Consider the following 22221-nt stretch of genomic DNA (forward strand, 5'->3'; position numbering starts at 1 on the left):
CTGGGTCTGACTACGCTAGAACAAAGAATATAAAAGAAGTGTTGCCGTCACGTTATATCATAAACTTTTGCTGAAGCTTTCTTTATATCTTCACTTGAAAGTGGAATTAGACCAAGCCTAGATAGGTACCCACCTTCAATACCGATTGAATCTATAATTTCTTTTACGAATTCTCTTAATCCATCAACAGTATCCAAGTGTTCCCTCTTTATGTAAAGGTATAGAGGTCTTGCTAATATATATTTTCCCGATGATATATTTTCGTAAGTTGGCTCAATTCCTGCAATTGTGCTCCCTTGTATTTTATCTTGATTCCTCATTAAAAAGCTGAAACTAAATATCCCTAAGGCGTTCTTGTTACTTTTCAATTTTTGTATTATTATATTTTCATTAATTCCAACTTCTATATACCTTCCATCATCCCTTATATTACCACATGCTTTCTTTCTTTCTTCCTGATCTTTATAATTCTCTTTAAAAATTTTCGAGTTCATACATGAATATTGATCAAGCATAATAGAATTAACCAAAGTTTCGTATGTGCCTGTATTTTGATGTGGACCATAAATTTCAATTTCTGTTTTTGGTAAGGCTTGATTTACATCAGACCAAAACTTCTTATTATTTTTTACTAATTTATCATTTTCTTGAGAATATACAGATAAAGTTTCAAATAAGTCCTTCTTTGTGAAATCAAATCTATGGCTTTGATTTGAATTTGCAATGACAATTCCATCATAGCCAATGATGATCTCTATCACTTCATTAATTTTATTTCTTTTACATAGTTCTCTTTCTACTTCCTTCATAGGGCGAGATGAAGTGGTGATGTCTGGAGTGTCTTCCCCTATTCCTGAGCAAAACATTTTGAATCCTGATCCACTTCCTATCGATTCCACAACTGGAGTCTTAAAGGAGAATACACGATTGAACTCCTCGGCTATAAATGAGATAAAAGGAAAAACAGTTGAAGACCCAACAATTCTGATGTATTTCCTGGCATCAGCATTTGACAGCGGCATGAATAATACGAATACAAAAATCAGGAGAAAGTTTCTAAGCATTATTTTTAGTTAAGAACATAAATCTAATTATTGTAACAAAAAATCAAACTGAAAAGCTTTAATTGCATGACAAAAGCTACAGTTTACATTTAAATTTTATTTTATATTATTGTAAGTATTACACAACTTTAAGGGGCAATTATGGCAGTTATGCCAGATAAATGGATAAGAGAAAAAGCTGAAAATTTTGGAATGATAGAACCTTTTGTGAACCACAAAAGCAGCAAAGGTGTTATATCTTTCGGACTATCATCTTATGGTTACGATGCAAGAGTGGATAATAAATTTAAAATTTTTACTAACGTTAATTCAGCTATCGTGGACCCTAAAAATTTTTCTGAGAATAGTTTTATAGATAAGGAAACAGATGTATGCATAATTCCACCAAATAGTTTCGTACTTGCAAGCACAGTGGAATATTTTCGTATACCAAGGAATGTACTGGTCATTTGTGTTGGTAAATCAACTTACGCAAGATGTGGAATTATAGTAAACGTTACTCCCTTAGAACCTGGATGGGAAGGTCATGTCACACTCGAATTCTCAAACACCACTCCGCTTCCTGCGAAAATTTACGCTAATGAAGGCGCATGCCAATTCGTATTTTTAAGCGGCGAAAGTGAATGCGAGAAATCATATGATGATATGAAAGGAAAATATATGAATCAGCATGGTATCACTTTGCCGCTGGTGAAGTGATTGCCATGAGAGTGGTAATTTTTCACTTCCGTACTTTTTCATTGTTGCTTACAATAATTATAGCTACATCATGTGCTTTTCTTAATTAAAAACTTCAATTATTTATTGTAAATTATTGAATTTGCTACTATTTAGTAGCAAATTGTCATCCAAGTGGCTGTAAAATGACAAATTCGTCATTCCGCTACTAGTTAGCGGAATCTATGCTAAGAGATACCGCGAATGAATCGCGGTATGACGGTTCGCGGCGGCATAACGATAAGCTCGTCATCCCGCTGCTTGTTAGCGGGATCTATCCGCTGCGGCATGACGTAGAGCCTACATTAGCTATAGAAACAAAAAGGAGGATCATTATGTCTACAATAATTTTATCATCAATTTTTGGTCAAGCAGGCAGCATTTTTGGGCCAATTGGCCGGATTATCGGTTCAGAGCTCGGTGCTCTTCTTGGTGCGCAGCTTGATGGTGCGATGTTTAGCCTTGATGCTGAGCAAAAAGTAACGCATGGTGCGAGACTAAAAAATCTGCAAGTTCAAACCTCAACCTACGGCAGAACGATTCCAATTATCTATGGCACTGCTCGTGTTGCAGGGAACATTATTTGGTCACAGCCAATAAAAGAAGAGGCGATAACCACCAAAAGCAAAATTGGAAGAGGTATGAACGTTACATATAATTACTACGCAACGCTTGCAATTGCGATCTGCAAGGGGAAAGTAGAAAAATTAAACAGAATCTGGGCAGATACAACATCACTTAGCTTTGATGAAATAGATTATACTTTTTACAGCGGCAGAGAAGACCAAAATCCTGATCCATTTATGTCATCAATTGAAGGAGAGGGGAATGTGCCGGCTTATAGGGGAATATCTTACATAGTTATCAAGAATTTTCCTTTAGCAGACTATAACAATCGCGTCCCGATATTTACATTTGAAGTGCGAACTGCATTAAAACCCAGTGGATTTTCAATAGCAGAAAATATTCGGAATATCAATATAATACCAGGCTCAGGAGAGTTTGTATATGATACAAAAATACAGAAGAAAATCGCGCAAGAGAAAATAAGCAGCAACCAATATATCCCATATGGGCTGGCACAAAGGGTAAATCATAACAACCACACTAAAAAGAGCGATGCAGTGCTTTCTTTGGATCAATTAAAGGGAGATTTACCAAATGTTGAGTGGGTATCGGTAGTAGTCAATTGGTTTGTGAATGATCTGAACATTAAAGATTGTAAAATATATCCTGCAGTTGAATTTCAAGATGATTCCGCAATATTACCTGATGATTGGCAAGTAGGGGGTGTAACCAGAGATAATGCTCAGCTAATTTCAAAAGATGCGAGTGGAAACCCAAGGTATGGTGGCACAGTTAGTGATGCAGCGCTAATAAGATATATAGAAGAGCTACACAGCAGAGGCTACAAGGTGATGCTCTATCCAATGCCCTTGCTTGACACAAAGAACAAAGAGTGGCGAGGAAAATTGAGCGGGACTCCTGGGGATATAAGTGATTTTTTTGAGAATCAATATAACAAATTTATAGAGCATTATGCAAGCATTGCCAAACAAACTAAAGTGGAAGGGTTTATCATCGGTTCTGAACTTGTGCGGCTTACCAAAATTAGAGATGAACAAGGTAATTACCCTGCCGTTATAGAGCTAGTTAAGCTTGCAAAGCGAATAAAACTTCAGCTTGGAAAAGAAGTAACGGTAACTTACGCTGCTGATTGGAGTGAATACCATTCATATGATGGTTGGTATAATATGGATGAACTGTGGTCTTCAGAGTACATCGACGTTGTTGGCATAGATGCTTATTTTCCACTGACTGATGGTCCAGAGCCTCCTTTTGGTTATTCCGCGGAAGATGTAATGGGTGGTTGGAGCAGTGGAGTGGGGTATGATTATTTCTATGATTACTCAAAGGGTGAGCCTGAAAGAGTAAAGTATAACGACAGCAGGTATGCGTGGAAAAACATAGCAAAATGGTGGAGTGAAACTCACATAAATCCAGGTGGTAGTAAAACGAAATGGCAACCAAAAATGAAAAAAATATGGTTTACTGAGTATGGATTTCCCAGTATGAACGGCTGCACTAATGAGCCAAATGTGTTTGTTGACAAAGGCAGCATAGAGAGCAAATATCCACGATATTCAAACGGAGAGGTGAGCTTTCTTTCGCAAAAAATTGCAATTGAAGGAACGCTAAAGAAGTGGCAAAGCTCGGAAATGGTAGAAAAAATGTTTCTCTGGGCGTGGGATGCAAGGCCATTTCCTTATTTCCCCAATTTGTGTAATATGTGGACTGACTGCCATAATTGGCAGACAGGCCATTGGATTCAGGGAAAGCTTTCACAGCTTAATATTTCCGATGTTTTATCGGATCTATTACAAAAAGCAGGTTTAAAAAGCGATCAGTTTGATACAGGTGGCGTCAAAGGGTTATTGTCTGGATATGTGATAAACGACCAGCAACCCGTACGTTCAATTATTAAAATGCTGCAAAGTTGCTATTTTTTTGATGTGGTTGAACAGGACTCTAAACTGAAATTTGTCCAAAAGGGCAGGGGAGTTACAACTGTAATGCCAATTGGTGAAACGGTTTTCAGTAACAATTCAAAACTTGCTAATATCAGTCAACTGGATTTAAACAATAAAGTTAACATCGTTTACTTTAACCGCAATTTTGGCTATCCAATTGATGTTAAATATGCTGAGTTGCCAAAGCAAGGCACTGCTATAACAGTTGAAATACCGCTCATTATGGAGGAGGGAGAGGCGCAAAATATAGCTGAGGTTTTACTTTATTCTTCGTGGCAAGAGAGAAATATATACAATTTCAAGCTGCCGATAAAATATGCGTGGCTTGTGCCAAGTGATGTAATAACGATTTTAGACGGTGAGAAAAAGCATACGGTGAGAATTATAAAAACAAAATTTGAAAGCATGTCCATTCAAGCAATTGGCGTTGGTTATGATCACTCTATATATAAGCTTTCTTTTCCTTCAACAAGGTCACTTATGCTGAAGGAATACCCTCCTTCTCATATCAGCAAAACCATCGTAGAAATGATAGATTTACCGCATGTTAAAGATAATATTGCAAGCTTTACTTTAATTGGTGAGGAAAGGAATTGGAAGGGAGCAACACTCTTTGTTTCGTACAACGATAAGGATTATAAGCCTATCGCAAGCACAAATAAGCAGTCTACTTACGGATATGTAATGGAATTAACAAATGAGGGAATTACAGTAGTGTTGCGTTTTGGTAAGCTGCGAGGAATTATCGATTCAAATTCAGCATTAATCGGAAAAGAGATAGTGAAATTCCAGAGTGCTGAACTTATAGATAAAAATAAATATAAGCTTAGCAACCTAATTAGAGGGCAAGAGGGCACTAAAGATGCCACAGGTGAAAAATTTGTTCTACTTGATGATTCAATAATATCTTTCGAAGTGCAAAGGGGAAAAAAGTTTTACCTAAAAGCAGTGACTTACGGTGATTCATTGGACAATACGGAGGCGAAGGTCCTAAACAATTGATGCTCAATATTTAAAGCTTAAAGTGAATAATTGAAGATAAGGTATTGAAATTCGTGCTTTTCATGATTTTAGCTTAAGATTTCAGTGTCCGCTACTCGAATGACATCGTTTACTATGTAACATTGTACTTATACTAATGAAAAAAATACATTATAATTAAGTATATTTAATCCAGTAAATCATTAAGTGAAAACAGCTCTTTCGCAAAATATCATTTCTCTTATTATGATATTGTCTGTAGCAATTGTCGATATGGCAACTGACCTATACTCAGTTGCACTACCAAGCATTGCCAATTATTTTAAAGTAGAAGGCAGTGTAGTGCAGCTTACAATTAGCTTGAATCTAGTTGGATTTGCGGTATCTGGATTAATTTATGGTCCATTATCGGACCATTATGGTAGGCGTCCAATGATGCTGATTGGTATGACAATTTTTACTTTGGCAAGTGTCATGTGTTATATAGCCGACAGCATTGCGCTCTTGATACTAATTCGCTTCATACAAGGAACAGGGGCTGGTGTTGCAGGTGTTGTTGGGTATGCAGCAATAAGGGATATGTACTCGGGTAGTGAATACTCGAGAGTAATTTCAAAATTAAATATGGTTGTGGCACTCTCACCTGGGATAGCTCCAGTGGTGGGCAGTTATATAATTTCACATGGTTATCATTGGAAATTTTTGTTTTTTATTATGTCACTCGCGGCAATTGCTATGCTTATTTTTATTTACTTTAAGTTACAAGAAACACTCACTATAAATAAAAATGAAACCAGTATAACTAACATAACTACTAATATCTTCAAGCAATATATATCAATATTTAGAAATTATCGTTTCCTTGGGTTTTCAGCCATTCATGGATTAACTTTCATGTGGCTTTGGGCATACGTTGCTAACTATCCTTTCATATTTGAATCAATGGGCATTGAAGTACAGTATTTTGGCTACCTCATATCGATCATAGTCATATTTTACATAATTGGAACTTTAATTAATAGAAGGTATGTACCAAAAGTAGGGGTTAGCAAAATGCTAATAATAGGTTTGGTGTTACCGATAATATCCGATAGTTTATTGGTATATTTTTATTTCGCGGACAAGTTGAATATATTCATTCTTCAAACTGCTTGGATTCCAGCCAATATCGGACTTGCATTAATAATAAGCAATAACGTAACTTCTGCTTTAGAAACGATCAAAGGTATAGGGCTTGGTAGTGCAGTCCTCTCATTCTGCAATATGATGTTTGGGGCTATTGGAATATATATAGTAGGAAAATTTTTTCGCTATGGTATTTTACCAAATTTACTATTAACAATAGCATGCTCTACAATTGCAATTCTTATGTACAGCCAGCTCAAATGTACTGAAAAACACAGGGAATAACCATTATTTGCGTGATCCAGAGCTCATGGGTTATTAATGACTTTATCATGATAATATAATTTTACAGGGGGTGAGAGCTCATAGATTATTAACGACTTTATCATAACAATATAGTTTTACAGGAGGTATGGGATGAGTAATTTACAAAGTATAAATAATGATTGGTTTTCTGCTGTTATAAAAGGTAATACTAATAAAGTAAAGCGTCTAATAAGTGAAGGAGCTAAGGTTAATGCAGTAGATGAATATAACAACACTCCTTTACATTATGCTGCTACGAATGGCGATGCAGAGATAGTAAAAGATCTATTGGATAATGGGGCAGATGTTAATGCAGTAGGTCAAGATAAAAAGACTCCTTTACATTGGGCTGCTGCACATGGCCGTAAAGATGCAGTAGATGCCCTACTGAAAGTAAAAGGGATCGATGTTAATGCACAAGATAAAGATGGAAAGACTCCTTTACACTTTGCTGCTGAAAGTGGTTATCAGCAGGTGGTGCAAGCTCTATTGGATAAAGGGGCAGATGTTAATATAAAAGATAAAAATGAAAAAACTCCCTTAAATTTAGCTAAGGCAGAAGAAATAAAAACTCTATTGCAAAACGCAGAAAAAACTGATGATGTTAATCCAGTATTGCAAGATGATGAAGAAGAAAGCCAAGTTCCACAAAATGCTGCTTTATTTGAGGCTGTTAAAAAAGGTGAAATTGATAAGGTAAAAAGTCTAATAAGTGAAGGAGCAGATGTTAATGCATTAGATGGAAACAGATTTACTCCTTTACGGCATGCTATTGTCAAAGGAGACAAAGATATGGTCTCGCTTTTCATTGATAACAAAGCAGATGTTAATGCACAGTCTGAAAATGGACGCGCTCTTTTACATGTTGCTGTTGACAAAGCCAACAAAACGCAACCACTCGATACAAGTATAATAGAAGCTCTATTAGAAGCAAAAGGGATCAATGTTAATATAGCAGATAAAAATGGAAGGACTGCTTTACATGAAGCCGCTAAAACTGACGATCAGCAAATAGTAACAGTTCTATTAGAAGCAAAAGGAATTTATGTTATTCCACTAGATAATACTAGCAGCACTCCTTTAAATCTTGCCTCTCAACAAGGCGGGAAACATATAGTAAAAATTCTAGAAGAAACGCAAAAGGATATCGAAGCTTTGTATTCAGCCGTTAAAAGTGATAATTATAAGGAGGTTCAAAGTCTATTAAGTAAAAAAGTAAACGTTAATTCAATAGACAGCAATGGAAAAACTCCTTTACATGAAGCTACTGCAAGTGGCCATAAAGAAATAGTAGACGCCCTAATAAAAGCAGGAGCAGATGTTAATATAGCAGATAAAGATGGAATGGTTCCTTTATTTGAAGCTGCTGCAAGTGGCCATAAAGAAATAGTAGACGCCCTAATAAAAGCAGGAGCAGATGTTAATATAGCAGATAAAAATGGAATGGTTCCTTTGTTTAAAGCTGCTTTCTATGGTCATAAAGATGCAACTGAAGTTTTATTAAATAGTGGAGCAAAGGTTGATACAGTAATGGAATCACTTCTTCAGAGTATGATGGAATATAATTACAATAGTAGCCATAAAGATATAGTTAAAGCTTTATTAAACAAGGGAGCAAATGCTGATGCAGTAGATTCATATGGACATACTCTTTTGCATTGGGCTGCTAGAGAAGGTTATACGGATATAGCAGAACTTTTATTCAAAAAAGGAGCGAATGTTAATATACAAGATAACGATCTATGGACTCCTTTACATTTTGCTACAAAAAATAAAGTGTTTATGGGTTATGCAGATCGTCCAGCAAACGCCTCTGCGGAAACAGTAAAATTCTTAATAAAAAAAGGAGCAGATGTTAATATAGAAAATGAAGATGGAAATACTCCTTTCAAATTAGCCACTGATGAAGGAATAAAAACTCTATTGCAACCAGCAGAAAAATCTGATGATGGTTCAGCGGGTGGATCATCGACAGATAGTGAAGGGGGTCAAGAGGAAGAAAAACGAGTAGGTGATGATACTGAACTACAATCAGATAATAGCAAAGAAGGGGAAAAAACCAGCACCACCAGTGCAGAACAAGGAACTGGTGTAAGCAACGGTAGTCAACCTACTGGATCTACACAAAATAAGGGAGGACAAACCAGCACCACCAGTGCAGAACAAGGAACTGATGTACAAGACAACGATGTAGGTCCTGTTGCTTCCACAGAACCTGCACAAACAGAAGAACAGCCGAGCTCTTTTTTTGGTAGTTTGTTTAGTATACTTATGAAGCCTTTTTCATTAATTGCATCATTTTTTGGTGGTTTTTTTTCATGGTTGTTTGGGTCTGACGAAGAAAAGTCTGACACACAACCTTATGATGATTCTTCTTCACCTGGGGTCGATCAATCAGTTGAATAAAATAATGGTGATCATAATGACCAGAGCAATGTGATTTGATAGTGATCTTCTACCGGAAAAGGTGTCATCCCAGTGTCAAGCACTGGGATGACACCGTCTTGGATGGAAAACTGGATTCCAGTGTCAAGTGCTGGAATGACATCATCTTGGATAACGTCACGCGCTGGAATGACAAAGAAGAGTGGGCTTTCATATGGTTATGCAAGAAGTCTACTGAATGTAAACCAGTTTCTCACACACACATTTTACCACATGATCGGCACTGATATTGAAATGCTCATAAAGTGTTTTATAAGGTGCTGATTCTCCAAAGCTTTTCATGCCAATAAATATACCGTTTGAACCTATGTATTTATGCCAACCCATTTCACTTCCGGCTTCAATTGCAACTTTAATGCTGTCATTATTTAATATTGCCGCTTTATATTCATCGCTTTGCTCGTCAAAAAGCCTCCAGCATGGCATAGAAACAATCCTTGTACCTATACCCTTTTCCTGCAATTTCTCCCTTGCTTCAACTGCAATTTCAACCTCGGACCCCGTAGCAAATATCGTCACTTTTAATTCTTTTGAACATTCACACAAAATATATGCACCAAACTTCGATAAATTAGCAGATTGATCGATATCAGAGTAGAACTTGCGCATGTAACTTACGTTTTGCCTTGAGAGCGCAAACAGTGCTGGAGATTCTTTCTTTTCGAGTGCAATGCTAACACACTCCAGAGTTTCAACTGCATCGGCTGGCCTAAAAACATATAGATTTGGTATAGCACGCAAAGAGGCTAAATGCTCTATTGGCTGATGAGTTGGGCCATCTTCTCCCACTCCAATTGAGTCGTGAGTCATGACATACATAACCTGCTGCTTCATCAGAGCTGAAAGACGTATAGCAGGACGACAATAGTCGGAAAATACCAAAAAAGTGCCGCCATAAGGAAGAATCGCGCCGTGAAGTGCCATACCATTCATACAAGCTGCCATAGCGTGTTCTCTCACTCCATAGTGGACATAAGAGCCACTATAATTATTGCTATTTATTACCTGCATGTGCTTATATTTAGTGCAATTTGACCCGGTAAGATCAGCAGAACCGCCGATTAATTCCGGCATATGTTGTGTTAAAAGTTCCATTACCCTACCAAAAGAAGATCGAGTAGCTTCGTTTGGCATTAGCTCACATATTTGTTTCTTCAGGTCAGCTAAAACACCAGCGATATTGTCTGGTAGATGTTTATCTAACCGTCTTTGAAGTTCTACATGATATCCTGTTACCCCAGCTCCACTTTTTGTCATCCCAGTGCTTGACACTGGGATCCATTCTTTTTCTTCTTTCCTGGTCACGCGCTGGAATGACATCGTGTAATTTTGTTTTGCTCTCTCAACAGTTTTCATCCAGGCGTTTTTCACATCTTCTGGTACATGAAATGGTTCATAATTCCAGTTTAATTTCTCTCTCATCTGTTTGATGTCTTCCTCCGAAAAAGCACCACTGTGAACAGAGGATGTGCCAGCACGGCTTGAAAATTTTCCGATAATAGTTTTGCAGCAGATCATTGTAGGTTTATCAGACTTTTTTGCTTGCTCTATTGCAAGGGATATGGCATCAAAATCATGGCCATCAATTTTGTCAACATTCCATCCATACGCTAAGAAGCGTTTCTCTACATCATCAGAGCAGGAAAGGCAAGTAGCGCCATCTATAGAAATATCATTATCATCAAAAAGAGCTATAAGCTTATTCAATTTAAGATGCCCAGCAAGTGATGCTGCTTCATGGCTTATTCCTTCCATAAGACAGCCATCCCCTAGCATCACGTAAGTGTAGTGATTGATTCTGAATTGCTTTTTAAGGATTGATTCAGCAAGTGCCATGCCAACAGCAGCGGCAAATCCCTGCCCTAAAGGGCCTGTCGTTGCCTCTACCCCGGAAGTCAAGCCGAATTCTGGATGACCTGGGGTCTTGGATCCCATTTGCCTGAAGTTTTTTAGCTCATCTATGCTAATATAACCTGTCAAATATAATATTGAGTATAGTAACATTGACCCATGACCGTTTGATAAAACAAAGCGATCTCTATTGAACCATTTAGAATCATCAGGATTATGATTCAGATATTTAGCAAACAAAACAGTTGCAACATCTGCCATGCCAAGTGGCATACCTGGGTGTCCAGAGTTTGCTTTTTGTACTGCATCAATTGATAAAAAACGGATGGCGTTTGCCATAGATTTTAAATGTGAATGATTCATGTGTTAATAGAAAAACTTAAAAATGAAGTATAAAAGATTATATCAGCAAAAACAAGTTGACACTGAGTGCTAAAATCCTTAATAATCTAGAGTTGAATCGTGAGAGTTTTTATATGACAACTGTTATCACTAGAAAGTATAGGATTAGCCGTAGACTTGGTGTAAATTTATGGGGTAGAGCTAAAGACCCAGTAAACAAAAGGAAATACCCTCCAGGTCAACATGGTATTCTTGGATTCAAGAAGTTATCCGACTTTGGTAAGCAGTTTGCTGCACATAAGAAATTTAAGTTTTACTACGCGATTTCAAGTAAGCAGCTCAGACGTACATTTTTAGATGCTTATAACAGAAAGGGTTATACGGCTGATAATTTTATCGGTATCTTAGAATCGAGATTAAGTTCTGTTTTATACCACTCTGGTCTTGTTCCAACAATTTACTCAGCAAAGCAGCTCATATCTCACAAGCACGTTACAGTTAATGATAAGGTGGTTAACATATCGAGTTATCGAGTGAAGCCAGGTGATATAATAAAAATAAGAGAAAGGGCAGCAAAAATCCCTGTAGTAGTAGAGGCTGAACAAAAACAAGAGCGCAAGGCTCCGGATTATTTAGAAGCAGATAGTAAAGAGCATTCAGTGAAGTATTTGAGGTCACCTCAATATTCTGAGGTTCCTTATTCAGCAGACATGGAAGTCAATTTAGTAGTAGAGTTTTACTCTAGATAGATAAAAAAAGCCCGTGTGGCGGAATCGGTAGACGCAGCGGACTTAAAATCCGTGGGTTTTGCGACCTTGGGAGTTCAAGTCTCCCCATGGGCACCAATTTAACTTAGCAGATAAATACAAAAAAGTATGAAATGGCTTGATATAGAAGATATTGTGGAAGCTCTGGAGGAAAAATTTCCAAATGAGAATATAATTAGTATCAGATTCACTGAGCTTAAAAAAAAGGTCTTGAGTTTAGAGGAATTTGATGATGATGAAAAACGCTGTAACGAAAAAATACTCGAAGCTATTCAAGCAGCTTGGATTGAGGAAAGATTAACCGCATAGCAATAAACCATACGCAAACGTGATTTCTATTACAATTTGCATATTGATTATGCTATTTTTTGGATCTAGCCTGGCAAGTTAATAATAATTTAACTAATTACAATTAAAACAGCTATAAGGTTAATTATGAGGCAAAGATGACAGCACAAAATTTGGTAAATGGAACGATCTTGGCAAGTGCTACGTTGAGATAAGTTTTGCATAAAAATACTGCTTTTACGGTGTGAGGCCAGAGGGTAGAGCCTTTGTAAAGCAGTTAGAAGGTTGTCATCTAAGTAGCGTGACCAGAGCTAGATTCCGCGAACACGCCGCGGAATGACGACTATGCAATATGCGTTGCGGAGTGACGATTATGGTCATACCGTCACGGTATCTCACAAACATGTAGCAGTAATGACAAAATCTCAAGTTATATGTATACTTTTATATTATCTACCTACTAAAAAAACAGAAAAATGCTCAAACGTAGCGGTCCAAAAAAATTAAAGTCTATAATAGAAAACTATGCATTAAAATGCATGAAAAATAAAATTAGCAAAAATGAAATACGTCTTATTTTAAACTGGCGAAATATAGTAGGGAAAGAAATAGCAGAGTGTACAAAACCGAAAAAGATCTCATATGCACAGAATATAAATTCGGGTGTGTTGCATCTGGTAGTAACAAATGGCAGCAAAGCATTGGAAATTCAGCATATGATTTCTCTTATAATAGAAAAAATTACGATATTTTTTGGCTACAAAGCAGTATATGGTATAAAAATTAAGCAAGAGAGTATTGACTATTTGACTATATAAGGTAATCTAAGTACATAGAATAATTTGGTATATTGAAGTGAGTAGAGTTTGTGAATTAACAAATAGAAAAAAATCTTTTGGTAATAAGGTATCACATTCGAATCGTAAAACAAAGCGTACCTTTCTTTTAAATTTACATAAGATTACGTTGACAAGTGATATATTGAATAAAAAGTTTAGATTTCGTGTGGCAACAAGAACTTTGAGAACTATAGATTACAAAGGTGATTTAGATGCTTTTTTGCTCAACACAAGAACGATTAAACTAAGTGAGAAAGCGCAGAAGATAAAAAGAAGGTTGAAAAAAGTTTTAGTAAAGCAAGAGGTAGAGTTAGCCGTTTCAGATGCATAACAAACCTCAATGGCTCAGAGCAAAAGCTCCGACCGGTGAAGTATTCAATGAGACCTTAAACATCGTTAAACTGCATAACTTGCATACAGTGTGCGAAGAGGCTGCATGTCCAAATATTGGCGAATGTTGGAATAAGCGTCACGCTACTGTAATGATTCTCGGTTCTGTTTGCACTCGTGCTTGTGCATTTTGCAACGTTGCAACTGGCATTCCTGATAAACTAGACCCTCATGAACCAGAAAATTTAGCAAAAGCGATAAAAAAGTTAAACTTAAAACATGTTGTCATTACTTCTGTTGATCGTGATGATTTACCAGATGGTGGCGCAAATCAGTTTATACAGTGCATAGAAGAAATTAGAAAGATAACTTCAGAAACAACAATAGAGATTTTAACTCCTGATTTTTTAAATAAGAAAGAAGCATTTGAAGCAATTGCTGTTGCATCACCTGATGTCTATAACCACAATATTGAAACAGTGCCGAGATTGTATGCAAAAATAAGACCACGAGCTCGCTATTTTCATTCACTATATTTACTGAAGATGGTAAAGCAGATTAATCCCAAAGTTTTCACAAAGTCAGGGCTTATGGTCGGTCTTGGAGAGACAAAAGAGGAAATATTTCAGGTTATGGACGATTTGCGCAGTGCTGAGGTTGATTTTATTACAATTGGTCAATATCTACAACCAACTCCAAAACATGCAAAACTTGATAGGTATGTTACCCCAGAAGAGTTTGAGCATTATAAATATATCGCTTACTCCAAAGGGTTCCTAGTGGTTGCATCAAGCCCACTAACTCGGTCATCATACCACGCTGAAGAAGATTTTAACAGGCTCAAGGCTTGTCGTTGACATTTGCGTTAATTCAAATTAATTTTTACTAATTATAAAGGAGTTTTTACGTAATGTCTACTATAAAAATCAAGAAGAAATCGCAATTAGTTAAAGAGGTATTCGATTCCGTGGCAAGTCGCTACGACACCATGAATGATATAATGAGCCTCGGAATGCACAGATTATGGAAAGATAGGATGGTAAATAGTGTGCATTTTACAAAAAACTCTAAGGTTTTAGATGTTGCTGGAGGAACTGGAGATATAGCAATAAGAATAGTAAGAAAAGAGCCAAGTGCTAAGGTTACAGTATGCGATATAAATCAAAACATGCTAAGCAGAGGACGTGATAAAGCTATAAATTCAAACCAAATTAATTTTGATTGGGTATGTGCGAATGCAGAAAGTTTACCATTTGAAGACTCCGAATTTGATTATTGCACAATAGCTTTTGGCATTCGAAACGTTTCTGACCGCAAGAAGGCTTTAAATGAGGCGCACAGGGTATTAAAACCACATGGAAAATTTATCTGCTTAGAATTTGCCCCTATGCACTATCAAAATGAGATATTTACCAAACTTTATGACTTATATTCATTTAAAGTAATTCCTAAAATTGGCAGCATAGTTGCTAAAGACAAGAGTTCTTATGAATATTTAGTGAAGAGCATCAGAGAATTTCCAACTCAGGCTGATTTTAAAATAGAAATTGAAGAGGTAGGCTTTAAGAATGTTGAGTTTCATAATATGAGCTATGGAATAGTGGCATTACACATTGGAACAAAATGAATATTAAACTCTGGTATAGAACGCTGGATTATTATCTCATCCTTCCAGTGTTTTTTTTGCTCACTATAAGCTTCATTCTTGTTTATTCAGCAAGCCCTGTAATTGCGCAGCGTCTTTTTCTACCACAGGATTATTTTATACGGCGCCATACAATTTATATAGTCCTGTCACTAATTACCTTGGTGACATTTTCTTTTCTCAACACAAGAACTATACTTAACCTCTCATTCGCAGGTTTCGCTTTATTTACTATTCTAGTAGCAACTGCGATAATACTTGGTATAGAGGTAAAAGGTGCGAAACGATGGTTACATATTGTCAAAATTTCAGTTCAACCATCTGAGTTCGTAAGGCCATTTTTTTCTGTTGTTATAGCTAGTATCTTGGCCAGCGAAATGAAGTTTAAAATACACATATCAATCATAATATTTCTGTTAGTTTTTGTGTTGTTACTTTTGCAACCTGATTTCAGTATGTCTATGCTTTTAACATATTCTTTTATTGGTCAAATGTTTATTGCATGTATACCACTTTTATACTTTCTATGCATAATAGGAATGGCCACAACTGGAACTACAATAGCTTACTTATGCCTCCCACATATAAAGCAAAGGATTTACAATTTTGTCTTTTTTACGCAGCGCGATAACTTTCAAGTCACAAAATCATTAGAAGCATTCAAAAGAGGTCAATTAACTGGGGTTGGACCTGGTGAAGGTAGCGTAAAAGCCTCTCTTCCTGATTGCCATACAGATTTTGTGTTTTCTGTTTTAGCAGAAGAATTTGGTTTGATTACGTGCTTAGCCACATTGATGTTATTTGGCATCATTTCCGCCCGCTTGCTTTACGTTGCATATAGGGAAAATGAATTATTTAATCTGTTAGTGATTCTCGGTATCTCAATGCAATTCATCACACAATTCATAATAAACATAGGGGTAACATTGAGTGTTTTTCCAACCACCGGCATAACCCTGCCGTTACTTAGCTATGGTGGTTCTTCTCTTTTATCTTCGAGCATTGCACTTGGCATAATGCTGTCTTTTAGTAGAAATCAAGCTATTGCATTAAAGTTTCGTGAGCGTGTTATGCTTGGAAGGTATATGGACTAAACTTGTACCGCTCACAACTATTATTGGTATCCCTCCAAAATGGGTATCTGTTCAGATGAGTGGCAAGAGATATTATGAAATCTGAAAGAGTTATGTGGAAATTTTTCAGAAAATATTCCACTGACATGCTGAACAACAAATACATCACTATGTCGTTTATCGCAAAAACTTATATTTTTCGTAACCATTCACACTTAATTCTGCAATTCTTTGATCTCACTCATAGAAAGACCAGTAGTTTGAGCTATAATATTAAAAGAAACACCTGCTTTAAGTAGATTCTTTGCGACTTCAATTTCCCTCTCTTTTCTACCTTCCTCTTTAGCAAGATCAAGTCTATATTCAAGAATGGCTTCTTCTTTGCGCAGATCCATTATTCTTTCTTCATAAGCTACTAGATCTTTTTCATTCCAGTGAAACTTATCTAATTCATCATATGCTAGCTTTATTATTGGTGATTTTTCCGCAATTTTTCTGAGATCTTCGTCCGTTGTTTCATCTGCATATTTGAAAAAAAATAGCCAACGGTCTACTACACTTTCTAGTTGTTCTTCTCTACTCTTAGGAAATTTTGGCAGCTCTATGAAGATAAATTGAAAATCTTTTAAGTCATGCTCATTGGTTTTTTCATCTCTTATGGTATGGCTAGATATATAGTCAAGCTTATCAGGGAATAAGGTACAATTTGAAATCGCGATAAAGAAAATCTTCTTTAAATCAACGTATTTACCAGATTTATCAGCTTGTCTTGAGTAAGCCTTAGCAGCATAAAGTTGTGCGCGTTTTTCAAAGCCTTTATCACGAGTGAGCTGGTTAGGTAAGGAAGTAGTATTGCTACTACTCCCTCCCTTAGAAACGCAGCATGCAGGTTTCCCCACACTACGCTTGAGCCCCTTATCTAAGTCCTTCTTTTCTCGAACCGGCTTGTCCTTCATGATTCCTCAGAAAACATCATTCTTAATGGTGACACCAACAGTAGAGAACCTTCTCTTGAGAAAGAGCTTGCTAACATTTTTGTTTGTTTCACTCTTTCATCAAAATACTTTTTCCATTTTAAGTCAAGTGGATTTGCATCCGCCCTGATTTTAACATGTCGTCTGATAGGTATATCAATCAACCTAAGCAGTCTTAAATACCTTATCTCTTTCGGTTTGTTCTTGCATATGGGTGCAGCAAAGACCCATTGGCGTTGTTTCATTACCTTGAAGTAACGATTCTTTATCCAACGTAATCCTTTACGAGGATGTCTTTTCTTTGCCCATTTCCATAGAGCACACATAATTTCATGGTCTATTTTGTTAAAAGCTCTTTTCGCACACACATGGCTGTAGTAATTTCCCCATCCCCTTAATAGGGAATTGAGCAACTTGATTAGTACGGCCTGAGTGTTCGCTATGTTTGCCTTTATCAATGTACGTGCTTTATTAAGAAGTTTCTTAATACTTTCTTTTGAAGGTTTTATAATTAACTTCTTATTATACCTGCGTACATTACAACCAAGAAAGTCAAACCCTGTTGTAATAGATGTAATTTTTGTTTTCTCTTCGGAAAGGATAAGACCTCTCTCCTGAAGAAAGGACGATACTAGAGGTTTTACTTCATTTTCCAGTACTTCACGTGTGATTCCTGAAATGATAAAGTCATCTGCGTACCTGATTACATTTACTCCACTTCTGATTTTGCTTCTTCTTTTACTGCCAAGTTTACCAAATTGACTTTCCAATGATTTTTCAAGTCCATTTAGGGCTAGATTTGCTAGTATTGGAGAGATGATACTACCTTGTGGGGTACCTGCAGTTGTGGAATACAGAGTTTTTGATTCTAGGAAGCCAGCTTTTAACCAGCTATGAAGAATTTTCTTCTCCATAGGAATATGCTTCATGAGCCATTCATGGTTAATGTTATCAAAACACCCTTTAATATCACCTTCGAGTATCCATTGTAGTTGGTTACGGCTTGCCAGTAACAAGTGACAAGCCACAGTAGCGTCTGCGCAGGATCTTTTTGGTCTAAAACCATAAGAGTGACGATCACTGATCGTTTCAGCTATCGGTTCCAAAGCAAACAAGTATAATGCTTGCATGGCTCTATTTTTTATCGTAGGGATTCCAAGAGGTCTTCTTTTGCCATTAGACTTACTGATGTATATCCGTTTTAGCGGAGAAGGTTTGTATCCTCTTTGTTTTAATAGCTTTATTCCTTGAAATTTTGTGTTGCAAGTTGACCATATTTGACGATCTACACCTGCTGTGTTTTTTCCTTGGTTTTCAGTTACTCTCTTAACCGCCAAAGCTTTGCCGCTAAAAGAGCGTGTGAGAAGGTGTTGTAAAGTTTTCACCTTACCCCATCTGCCTTGTTGGACAGCCTTAACAATACGCCTCTGTAGCCTCATAACAACTTTTTGGCATTTCTTCCAGGGTAACTGGTTCCATGCTTCGGAGTTATTGGTAGGTGCACTTACAGTTGTACTTGTAATCATCTGCTTTCCTACCTTAAGTGGTTAACAAAGTTTCTTGTCATGAGGGACCAAATGGAAGTCTGCTCGTTTTCACGCGAATTAATGTTACAAATTCTATCCATTTCGTTACAAAATGGCATTCGCTTTCTCCATTATCCTTTACCTGCACATCCATCAGCATTCCTTGCGGGTTGCCTGCCATATAGGCGAAAATACAGGCTTATCCTGTTCCTTTTGTCATACAATAGTGGGTTAGGTGGCTTCTCTATACCGGTGGAATTATTATTTGCGTACATCCAGAAATGAAAAATGTAACTCATCCACATTACCTTTTGGTCGGAGCTTATCAGCATCTTTAGCTCTTTAATCGTTACGATACTTATGAAGCTTCACTTACGTTCACCATACCACTAAGCCTAGCCCTCCAACCACATGATGCTTGTAGTTTATGCTTTCTCTCACGATTGAGCATCTTCTTTATCAAGAGGAGGTTCATTGTCCGCGTCGCTCGGCACCAACTGGTTACCCAATTCGCACTGATGCGTAGACTCAGATGGCAAAACATCTGGTTCAATAAGCTTTAGAATCCTTTCAGTTTCTTTCTGAATGAATTCCTCTCCTTTTAAACAATATGACCGAAGGCTTTCAGGTCGCACCATCTCAATTATATACCTGTTCCCACTAGAATCCCTGCAAAGAACATCAACAATGCTTTGTTTATCAGAAGCAATTTCAGGGTCCATAATGGTGCTTAAGAATTCTACTTCTTGTATAGTGTTGACTTCAGTACATCCTAAAATATCGTTTAAAAAATGGATAAGAATATTCTTATTTTTTTCAGTGCCAAAGATTTTCTTAAATGTTAAATCTAACTTTGGATCGAGAAATTTAGAAAGAGCCATAGTAAAAATACTGAGAAAAGATTAATAATTATACACTATTATTAACAACTATTCAACCATATTTTTAAGTATAGCTATACCGCCGCGGCGCTAACACGTAGCGGGATGACGAGGTTATCGTCATACCACCGCAAACCGTCATACCGCCGCGGCGCTAACAAGAGATCCCGCTAACACGTAGCGGGATGACGATTGTCGTTTAGCCATAAATACTTAAGAAATTTACCAAACGAAAAAAAAGGCAAAAGAAGCCCCGTGGTTGGCTAATTACTTACATTATACTTTCAAGTATGGCGTTTTTTTATTCTAAATGCTTAATAATCGCGATTCAGTTGCTTTTAAACCGCAACTAATCTAAATTAGAAACATTAAGAAATTTACTAAACAGAAAAAAAGGCAAAAGAAACCCTAGGGTAGCTAGTTATTCACTATCCATTTTTTAAGTTGGCGTTTTTTTATGTTTTAAACGCTTTATAAGCGCGTTTCAGCTTATGTAGGTAGAAGTTTGATAAAGACATAAGGTGCACATAGTGCAAAAAATTAAACATGAGACGCCAGATACGTGAGTTTTTTTGTCATTTAATCTGTACAGAGAAGATAAATAAATAGCTTCAATTTTATGATAAGAGGGCTGGCGGAGTTTGTCAAGCAAGTTTTTTGTTTCTGCGAGCTACTACCCTTTCTTGGTGGACTAAAATCACAACAGCTGCAGAACCTAAATTGCTTCATACTACACCTTTCCCCTTTCCCCTGAAACTAAAATCTATATACTTAACTTTAGAAACTTTAAAATAAGATGCGATCTAATATTAGGCAGTTATTTTACTATATAAAGCCTAATCTATCTTATTTCATCATAGCTTTTATTGCAGTTTTATTTTCAGCCTTAACGATCCTCCTCTTTGGCAGAGGCTTAAGCAATATAATTGATTCTGGCACAGAGCACGATTTTACTACCAAACTATTAGTTGCAATACTTATAGTTTTAGCCATTTCTCTCACTGCATTTACTCGGTTATATTTCATTGGCATTGGCAGCGAGAAAGTTATCGCAAGAATCAGATATGACTTATATAGCAGTATCACTAACTTGCAACCAAGTTTCTTTGAGAACACAGGCGTACAAGATGTTATCTCAGCGTTAGTTACTGATACATCTGTGTTGCAATCAATAATAAACAGCAGCTTACTAACCATATTACGAAATTTTGTGATTCTGATTGGCAGTGTTGCTATGTTATTATATACAAATATACAACTAACTGCGTATGCAGCCGCAATAATACCTATACTACTCATTATCATGACCTCACTTGGAAAAAAAGTGCGTAGCTATGCACGCTTTGCTCAGGATAAATTAAGTGAGCTTGCGTCATTTAGTGAGGAAAATTTTAGATCTATAGTGACTATCAAATCGTTTGTACTCGAGGAAAACGAAAAAATCCGTTTTAAGGAACATTTAAACTCAGTATCAAAATCATACGTAAAATTAGTACTCTTGCGTGCTATTTTAGTAACTCTAGTTATCACGTGTGTGATAGGTTCACTAGTTGTTTTGCTCTTTTTTGGTATTAAAGAAGTCTTAAGCAATAATATAACTATTGGAGAACTCTCCTCATTTGTGTTTTATTCAGCGCTTGCGGCAGGAGCTATAAATAATTTGAGCGATAATATCAGTGATTTACAACGAGGTCTTGGAATAGTAGAGCGTTTATTTGAATTTAAAAATATGAAAAGCTCTATAGTAGATGCCGATGATCCTATAAAAATTTATAGTGTTCAAAAAGGAATTTCGTTTAATGGTGTAACATTTTTTTATGAATCTCAGCTTGATAAGCCAGCGTTAAACAATGTATCGTTTTCTATAGAGGCAGGTCAAGCAGTATCAATTGTTGGACCATCTGGCAGTGGTAAAAGCACCATTTTAAAGCTTCTGCTCCGTTTTCATGATCCAAACAAAGGTAGCATTACTATCGATGGGCACAATATTAAGTCAATTGCGCTAAATGACCTCAGATCGTTGTTTGGCTTAGTGCCACAAGATCACATGATATTCTCTTGCTCAATAATGGAAAATATACTATATGGCAAACCAGGTGCCGAATATGAGGAAGTGAAGCAAGCAGCCATCAGCGCTTATGCGATGGAATTTATTGATAAGTTGCCTGATAAATTTGATACATTTGTAGGAAAAAGAGGATTAAAACTTTCTGAAGGACAAAAACAGCGTATTATAATAGCAAGAGCCATACTCAAAAACCCTCAGGTTTTAATACTGGATGAAGCAACCTCTGCCCTTGATTACAAAAGTGAGAACCTCGTGCAAAAAGCCTTGAGCAAGTTAATGCAAAACAGAACAACAATCGTAATTACACACAGGCTATCAACCGCACTCAAGACTGACAAGATTATAGTAATTAATCATGGGAAAGTAGAAGAAGTAGGAACTCATGACTCTCTAATAAGTAAAGACGGGCTGTATGCAAAACTGGCGAAGATACAGTGGAATTGAAAGAAAATTTAAATCATACCGTTA

At 36.7% G+C, this 22221-nt stretch carries 18 protein-coding genes, 1 tRNA gene and 1 pseudogene; 13 read left to right on the plus strand and 7 right to left on the minus strand.

Annotated features, from left to right (window positions below):
- Positions 1 to 47: 47 nt before the first annotated feature.
- Positions 48 to 1064, minus strand: a complete 1017-nt coding sequence (locus ABWU72_RS06355) for a substrate-binding domain-containing protein (protein WP_155968901.1) — start codon at positions 1062 to 1064, stop codon at positions 48 to 50.
- 141 nt (positions 1065 to 1205) lie between these two features.
- On the opposite strand from ABWU72_RS06355, the gene dcd reads away from it, so the two are divergent.
- The 4 genes from dcd to ABWU72_RS06375 all read left to right on the plus strand — a co-directional run bounded on the left by dcd (position 1206) and on the right by ABWU72_RS06375 (position 9130).
- Positions 1206 to 1763, plus strand: a complete 558-nt coding sequence (gene dcd / locus ABWU72_RS06360) for a dCTP deaminase (RefSeq protein WP_006280485.1) — start codon at positions 1206 to 1208, stop codon at positions 1761 to 1763.
- 353 nt (positions 1764 to 2116) lie between these two features.
- Positions 2117 to 5314, plus strand: coding sequence for a glycoside hydrolase TIM-barrel-like domain-containing protein (locus ABWU72_RS06365; RefSeq protein WP_353283983.1), 3198 nt, complete (start codon positions 2117 to 2119; stop codon positions 5312 to 5314).
- A gap of 225 nt (positions 5315 to 5539) precedes the next feature.
- Entirely contained in the window at positions 5540 to 6703 is a 1164-nt protein-coding gene (locus tag ABWU72_RS06370; RefSeq protein WP_155969578.1) for a multidrug effflux MFS transporter, read from the plus strand.
- Between the two features lie 132 nt (positions 6704 to 6835).
- Positions 6836 to 9130: an ankyrin repeat domain-containing protein gene (locus tag ABWU72_RS06375; RefSeq protein WP_353283984.1), complete on the plus strand. Its 2295-nt coding sequence runs from the start codon at positions 6836 to 6838 to the stop codon at positions 9128 to 9130.
- A 64-nt stretch (positions 9131 to 9194) separates the two neighbouring features.
- Here the strand turns inward: ABWU72_RS06375 and ABWU72_RS06380 are convergent, their stop codons facing one another.
- Together ABWU72_RS06380 and tkt are read right to left on the minus strand one after the other, a co-directional pair.
- On the minus strand, positions 9195 to 9323 hold the full coding sequence (locus tag ABWU72_RS06380) for a hypothetical protein (RefSeq protein WP_269203986.1): 129 nt from the start codon (positions 9321 to 9323) through the stop codon (positions 9195 to 9197).
- 17 nt (positions 9324 to 9340) lie between these two features.
- Entirely contained in the window at positions 9341 to 11383 is a 2043-nt protein-coding gene (tkt, locus tag ABWU72_RS06385) for a transketolase (protein WP_155968553.1), read from the minus strand.
- A 113-nt stretch (positions 11384 to 11496) separates the two neighbouring features.
- Here tkt and rpsD point away from each other — a divergent pair, with 113 nt between their 5' ends.
- The 8 genes from rpsD to ABWU72_RS06425 all read left to right on the plus strand — a co-directional run bounded on the left by rpsD (position 11497) and on the right by ABWU72_RS06425 (position 16325).
- A complete protein-coding gene (gene rpsD, locus ABWU72_RS06390) occupies positions 11497 to 12111 on the plus strand; it encodes a 30S ribosomal protein S4 (RefSeq protein ID WP_010962555.1) in 615 nt (204 codons plus the stop codon).
- 9 nt (positions 12112 to 12120) lie between these two features.
- Positions 12121 to 12207, plus strand: a tRNA-Leu gene (locus ABWU72_RS06395).
- Between the two features lie 30 nt (positions 12208 to 12237).
- Complete coding sequence (gene iscX, locus ABWU72_RS06400) at positions 12238 to 12438, plus strand: Fe-S cluster assembly protein IscX (protein WP_007552114.1); 201 nt, start codon at positions 12238 to 12240, stop codon at positions 12436 to 12438.
- Positions 12439 to 12893: 455 nt separating this feature from the next.
- Positions 12894 to 13235: a DUF721 domain-containing protein gene (locus ABWU72_RS06405; protein ID WP_010082513.1), complete on the plus strand. Its 342-nt coding sequence runs from the start codon at positions 12894 to 12896 to the stop codon at positions 13233 to 13235.
- Positions 13236 to 13272: 37 nt separating this feature from the next.
- On the plus strand, positions 13273 to 13587 hold the full coding sequence (rpmB, locus tag ABWU72_RS06410; protein WP_155968551.1) for a 50S ribosomal protein L28: 315 nt from the start codon (positions 13273 to 13275) through the stop codon (positions 13585 to 13587).
- Entirely contained in the window at positions 13580 to 14443 is an 864-nt protein-coding gene (lipA, locus tag ABWU72_RS06415; RefSeq protein ID WP_155968549.1) for a lipoyl synthase, read from the plus strand. Before rpmB ends, lipA begins: the two co-directional genes overlap by 8 nt.
- 53 nt (positions 14444 to 14496) lie before the next feature.
- Positions 14497 to 15213, plus strand: a complete 717-nt coding sequence (ubiE, locus tag ABWU72_RS06420; protein WP_353283985.1) for a bifunctional demethylmenaquinone methyltransferase/2-methoxy-6-polyprenyl-1,4-benzoquinol methylase UbiE — start codon at positions 14497 to 14499, stop codon at positions 15211 to 15213.
- Positions 15210 to 16325: an FtsW/RodA/SpoVE family cell cycle protein gene (locus ABWU72_RS06425; RefSeq protein ID WP_155968545.1), complete on the plus strand. Its 1116-nt coding sequence runs from the start codon at positions 15210 to 15212 to the stop codon at positions 16323 to 16325. The genes ubiE and ABWU72_RS06425 overlap by 4 nt, the downstream gene beginning before the upstream one ends.
- Positions 16326 to 16519: 194 nt before the next feature.
- Here the strand turns inward: ABWU72_RS06425 and ABWU72_RS06430 are convergent, their stop codons facing one another.
- The 4 genes and pseudogenes from ABWU72_RS06430 to ABWU72_RS06445 form a co-directional block, all read right to left on the minus strand.
- The gene (locus ABWU72_RS06430) at positions 16520 to 17260 is read right to left on the minus strand and encodes an Rpn family recombination-promoting nuclease/putative transposase (RefSeq protein WP_353283986.1); all 741 of its coding nucleotides are present in this window, start codon (positions 17258 to 17260) and stop codon (positions 16520 to 16522) included.
- Positions 17257 to 18804: a group II intron reverse transcriptase/maturase gene (ltrA, locus tag ABWU72_RS06435; RefSeq protein WP_353283840.1), complete on the minus strand. Its 1548-nt coding sequence runs from the start codon at positions 18802 to 18804 to the stop codon at positions 17257 to 17259. The genes ABWU72_RS06430 and ltrA overlap by 4 nt, the downstream gene beginning before the upstream one ends.
- Positions 18805 to 18841: 37 nt before the next feature.
- On the minus strand, positions 18842 to 18985 hold the full coding sequence (locus ABWU72_RS06440) for a hypothetical protein (RefSeq protein WP_173862902.1): 144 nt from the start codon (positions 18983 to 18985) through the stop codon (positions 18842 to 18844).
- A 454-nt stretch (positions 18986 to 19439) separates the two neighbouring features.
- Positions 19440 to 19685: pseudogene (locus ABWU72_RS06445) on the minus strand (PD-(D/E)XK nuclease family transposase); the annotation flags it as partial.
- Positions 19686 to 20481: 796 nt separating this feature from the next.
- Here ABWU72_RS06445 and ABWU72_RS06450 point away from each other — a divergent pair.
- Positions 20482 to 22197 (plus strand): ABC transporter ATP-binding protein, encoded by a 1716-nt coding sequence (locus tag ABWU72_RS06450; RefSeq protein ID WP_155968537.1) that lies wholly within the window; start codon positions 20482 to 20484, stop codon positions 22195 to 22197.
- Positions 22198 to 22221 lie beyond the last annotated feature (24 nt).

The sequence above is a fragment of the Wolbachia endosymbiont (group A) of Lypha dubia genome, from assembly GCF_964028575.1.
Classification (GTDB): Bacteria; Pseudomonadota; Alphaproteobacteria; order Rickettsiales; family Anaplasmataceae; genus Wolbachia; species Wolbachia pipientis.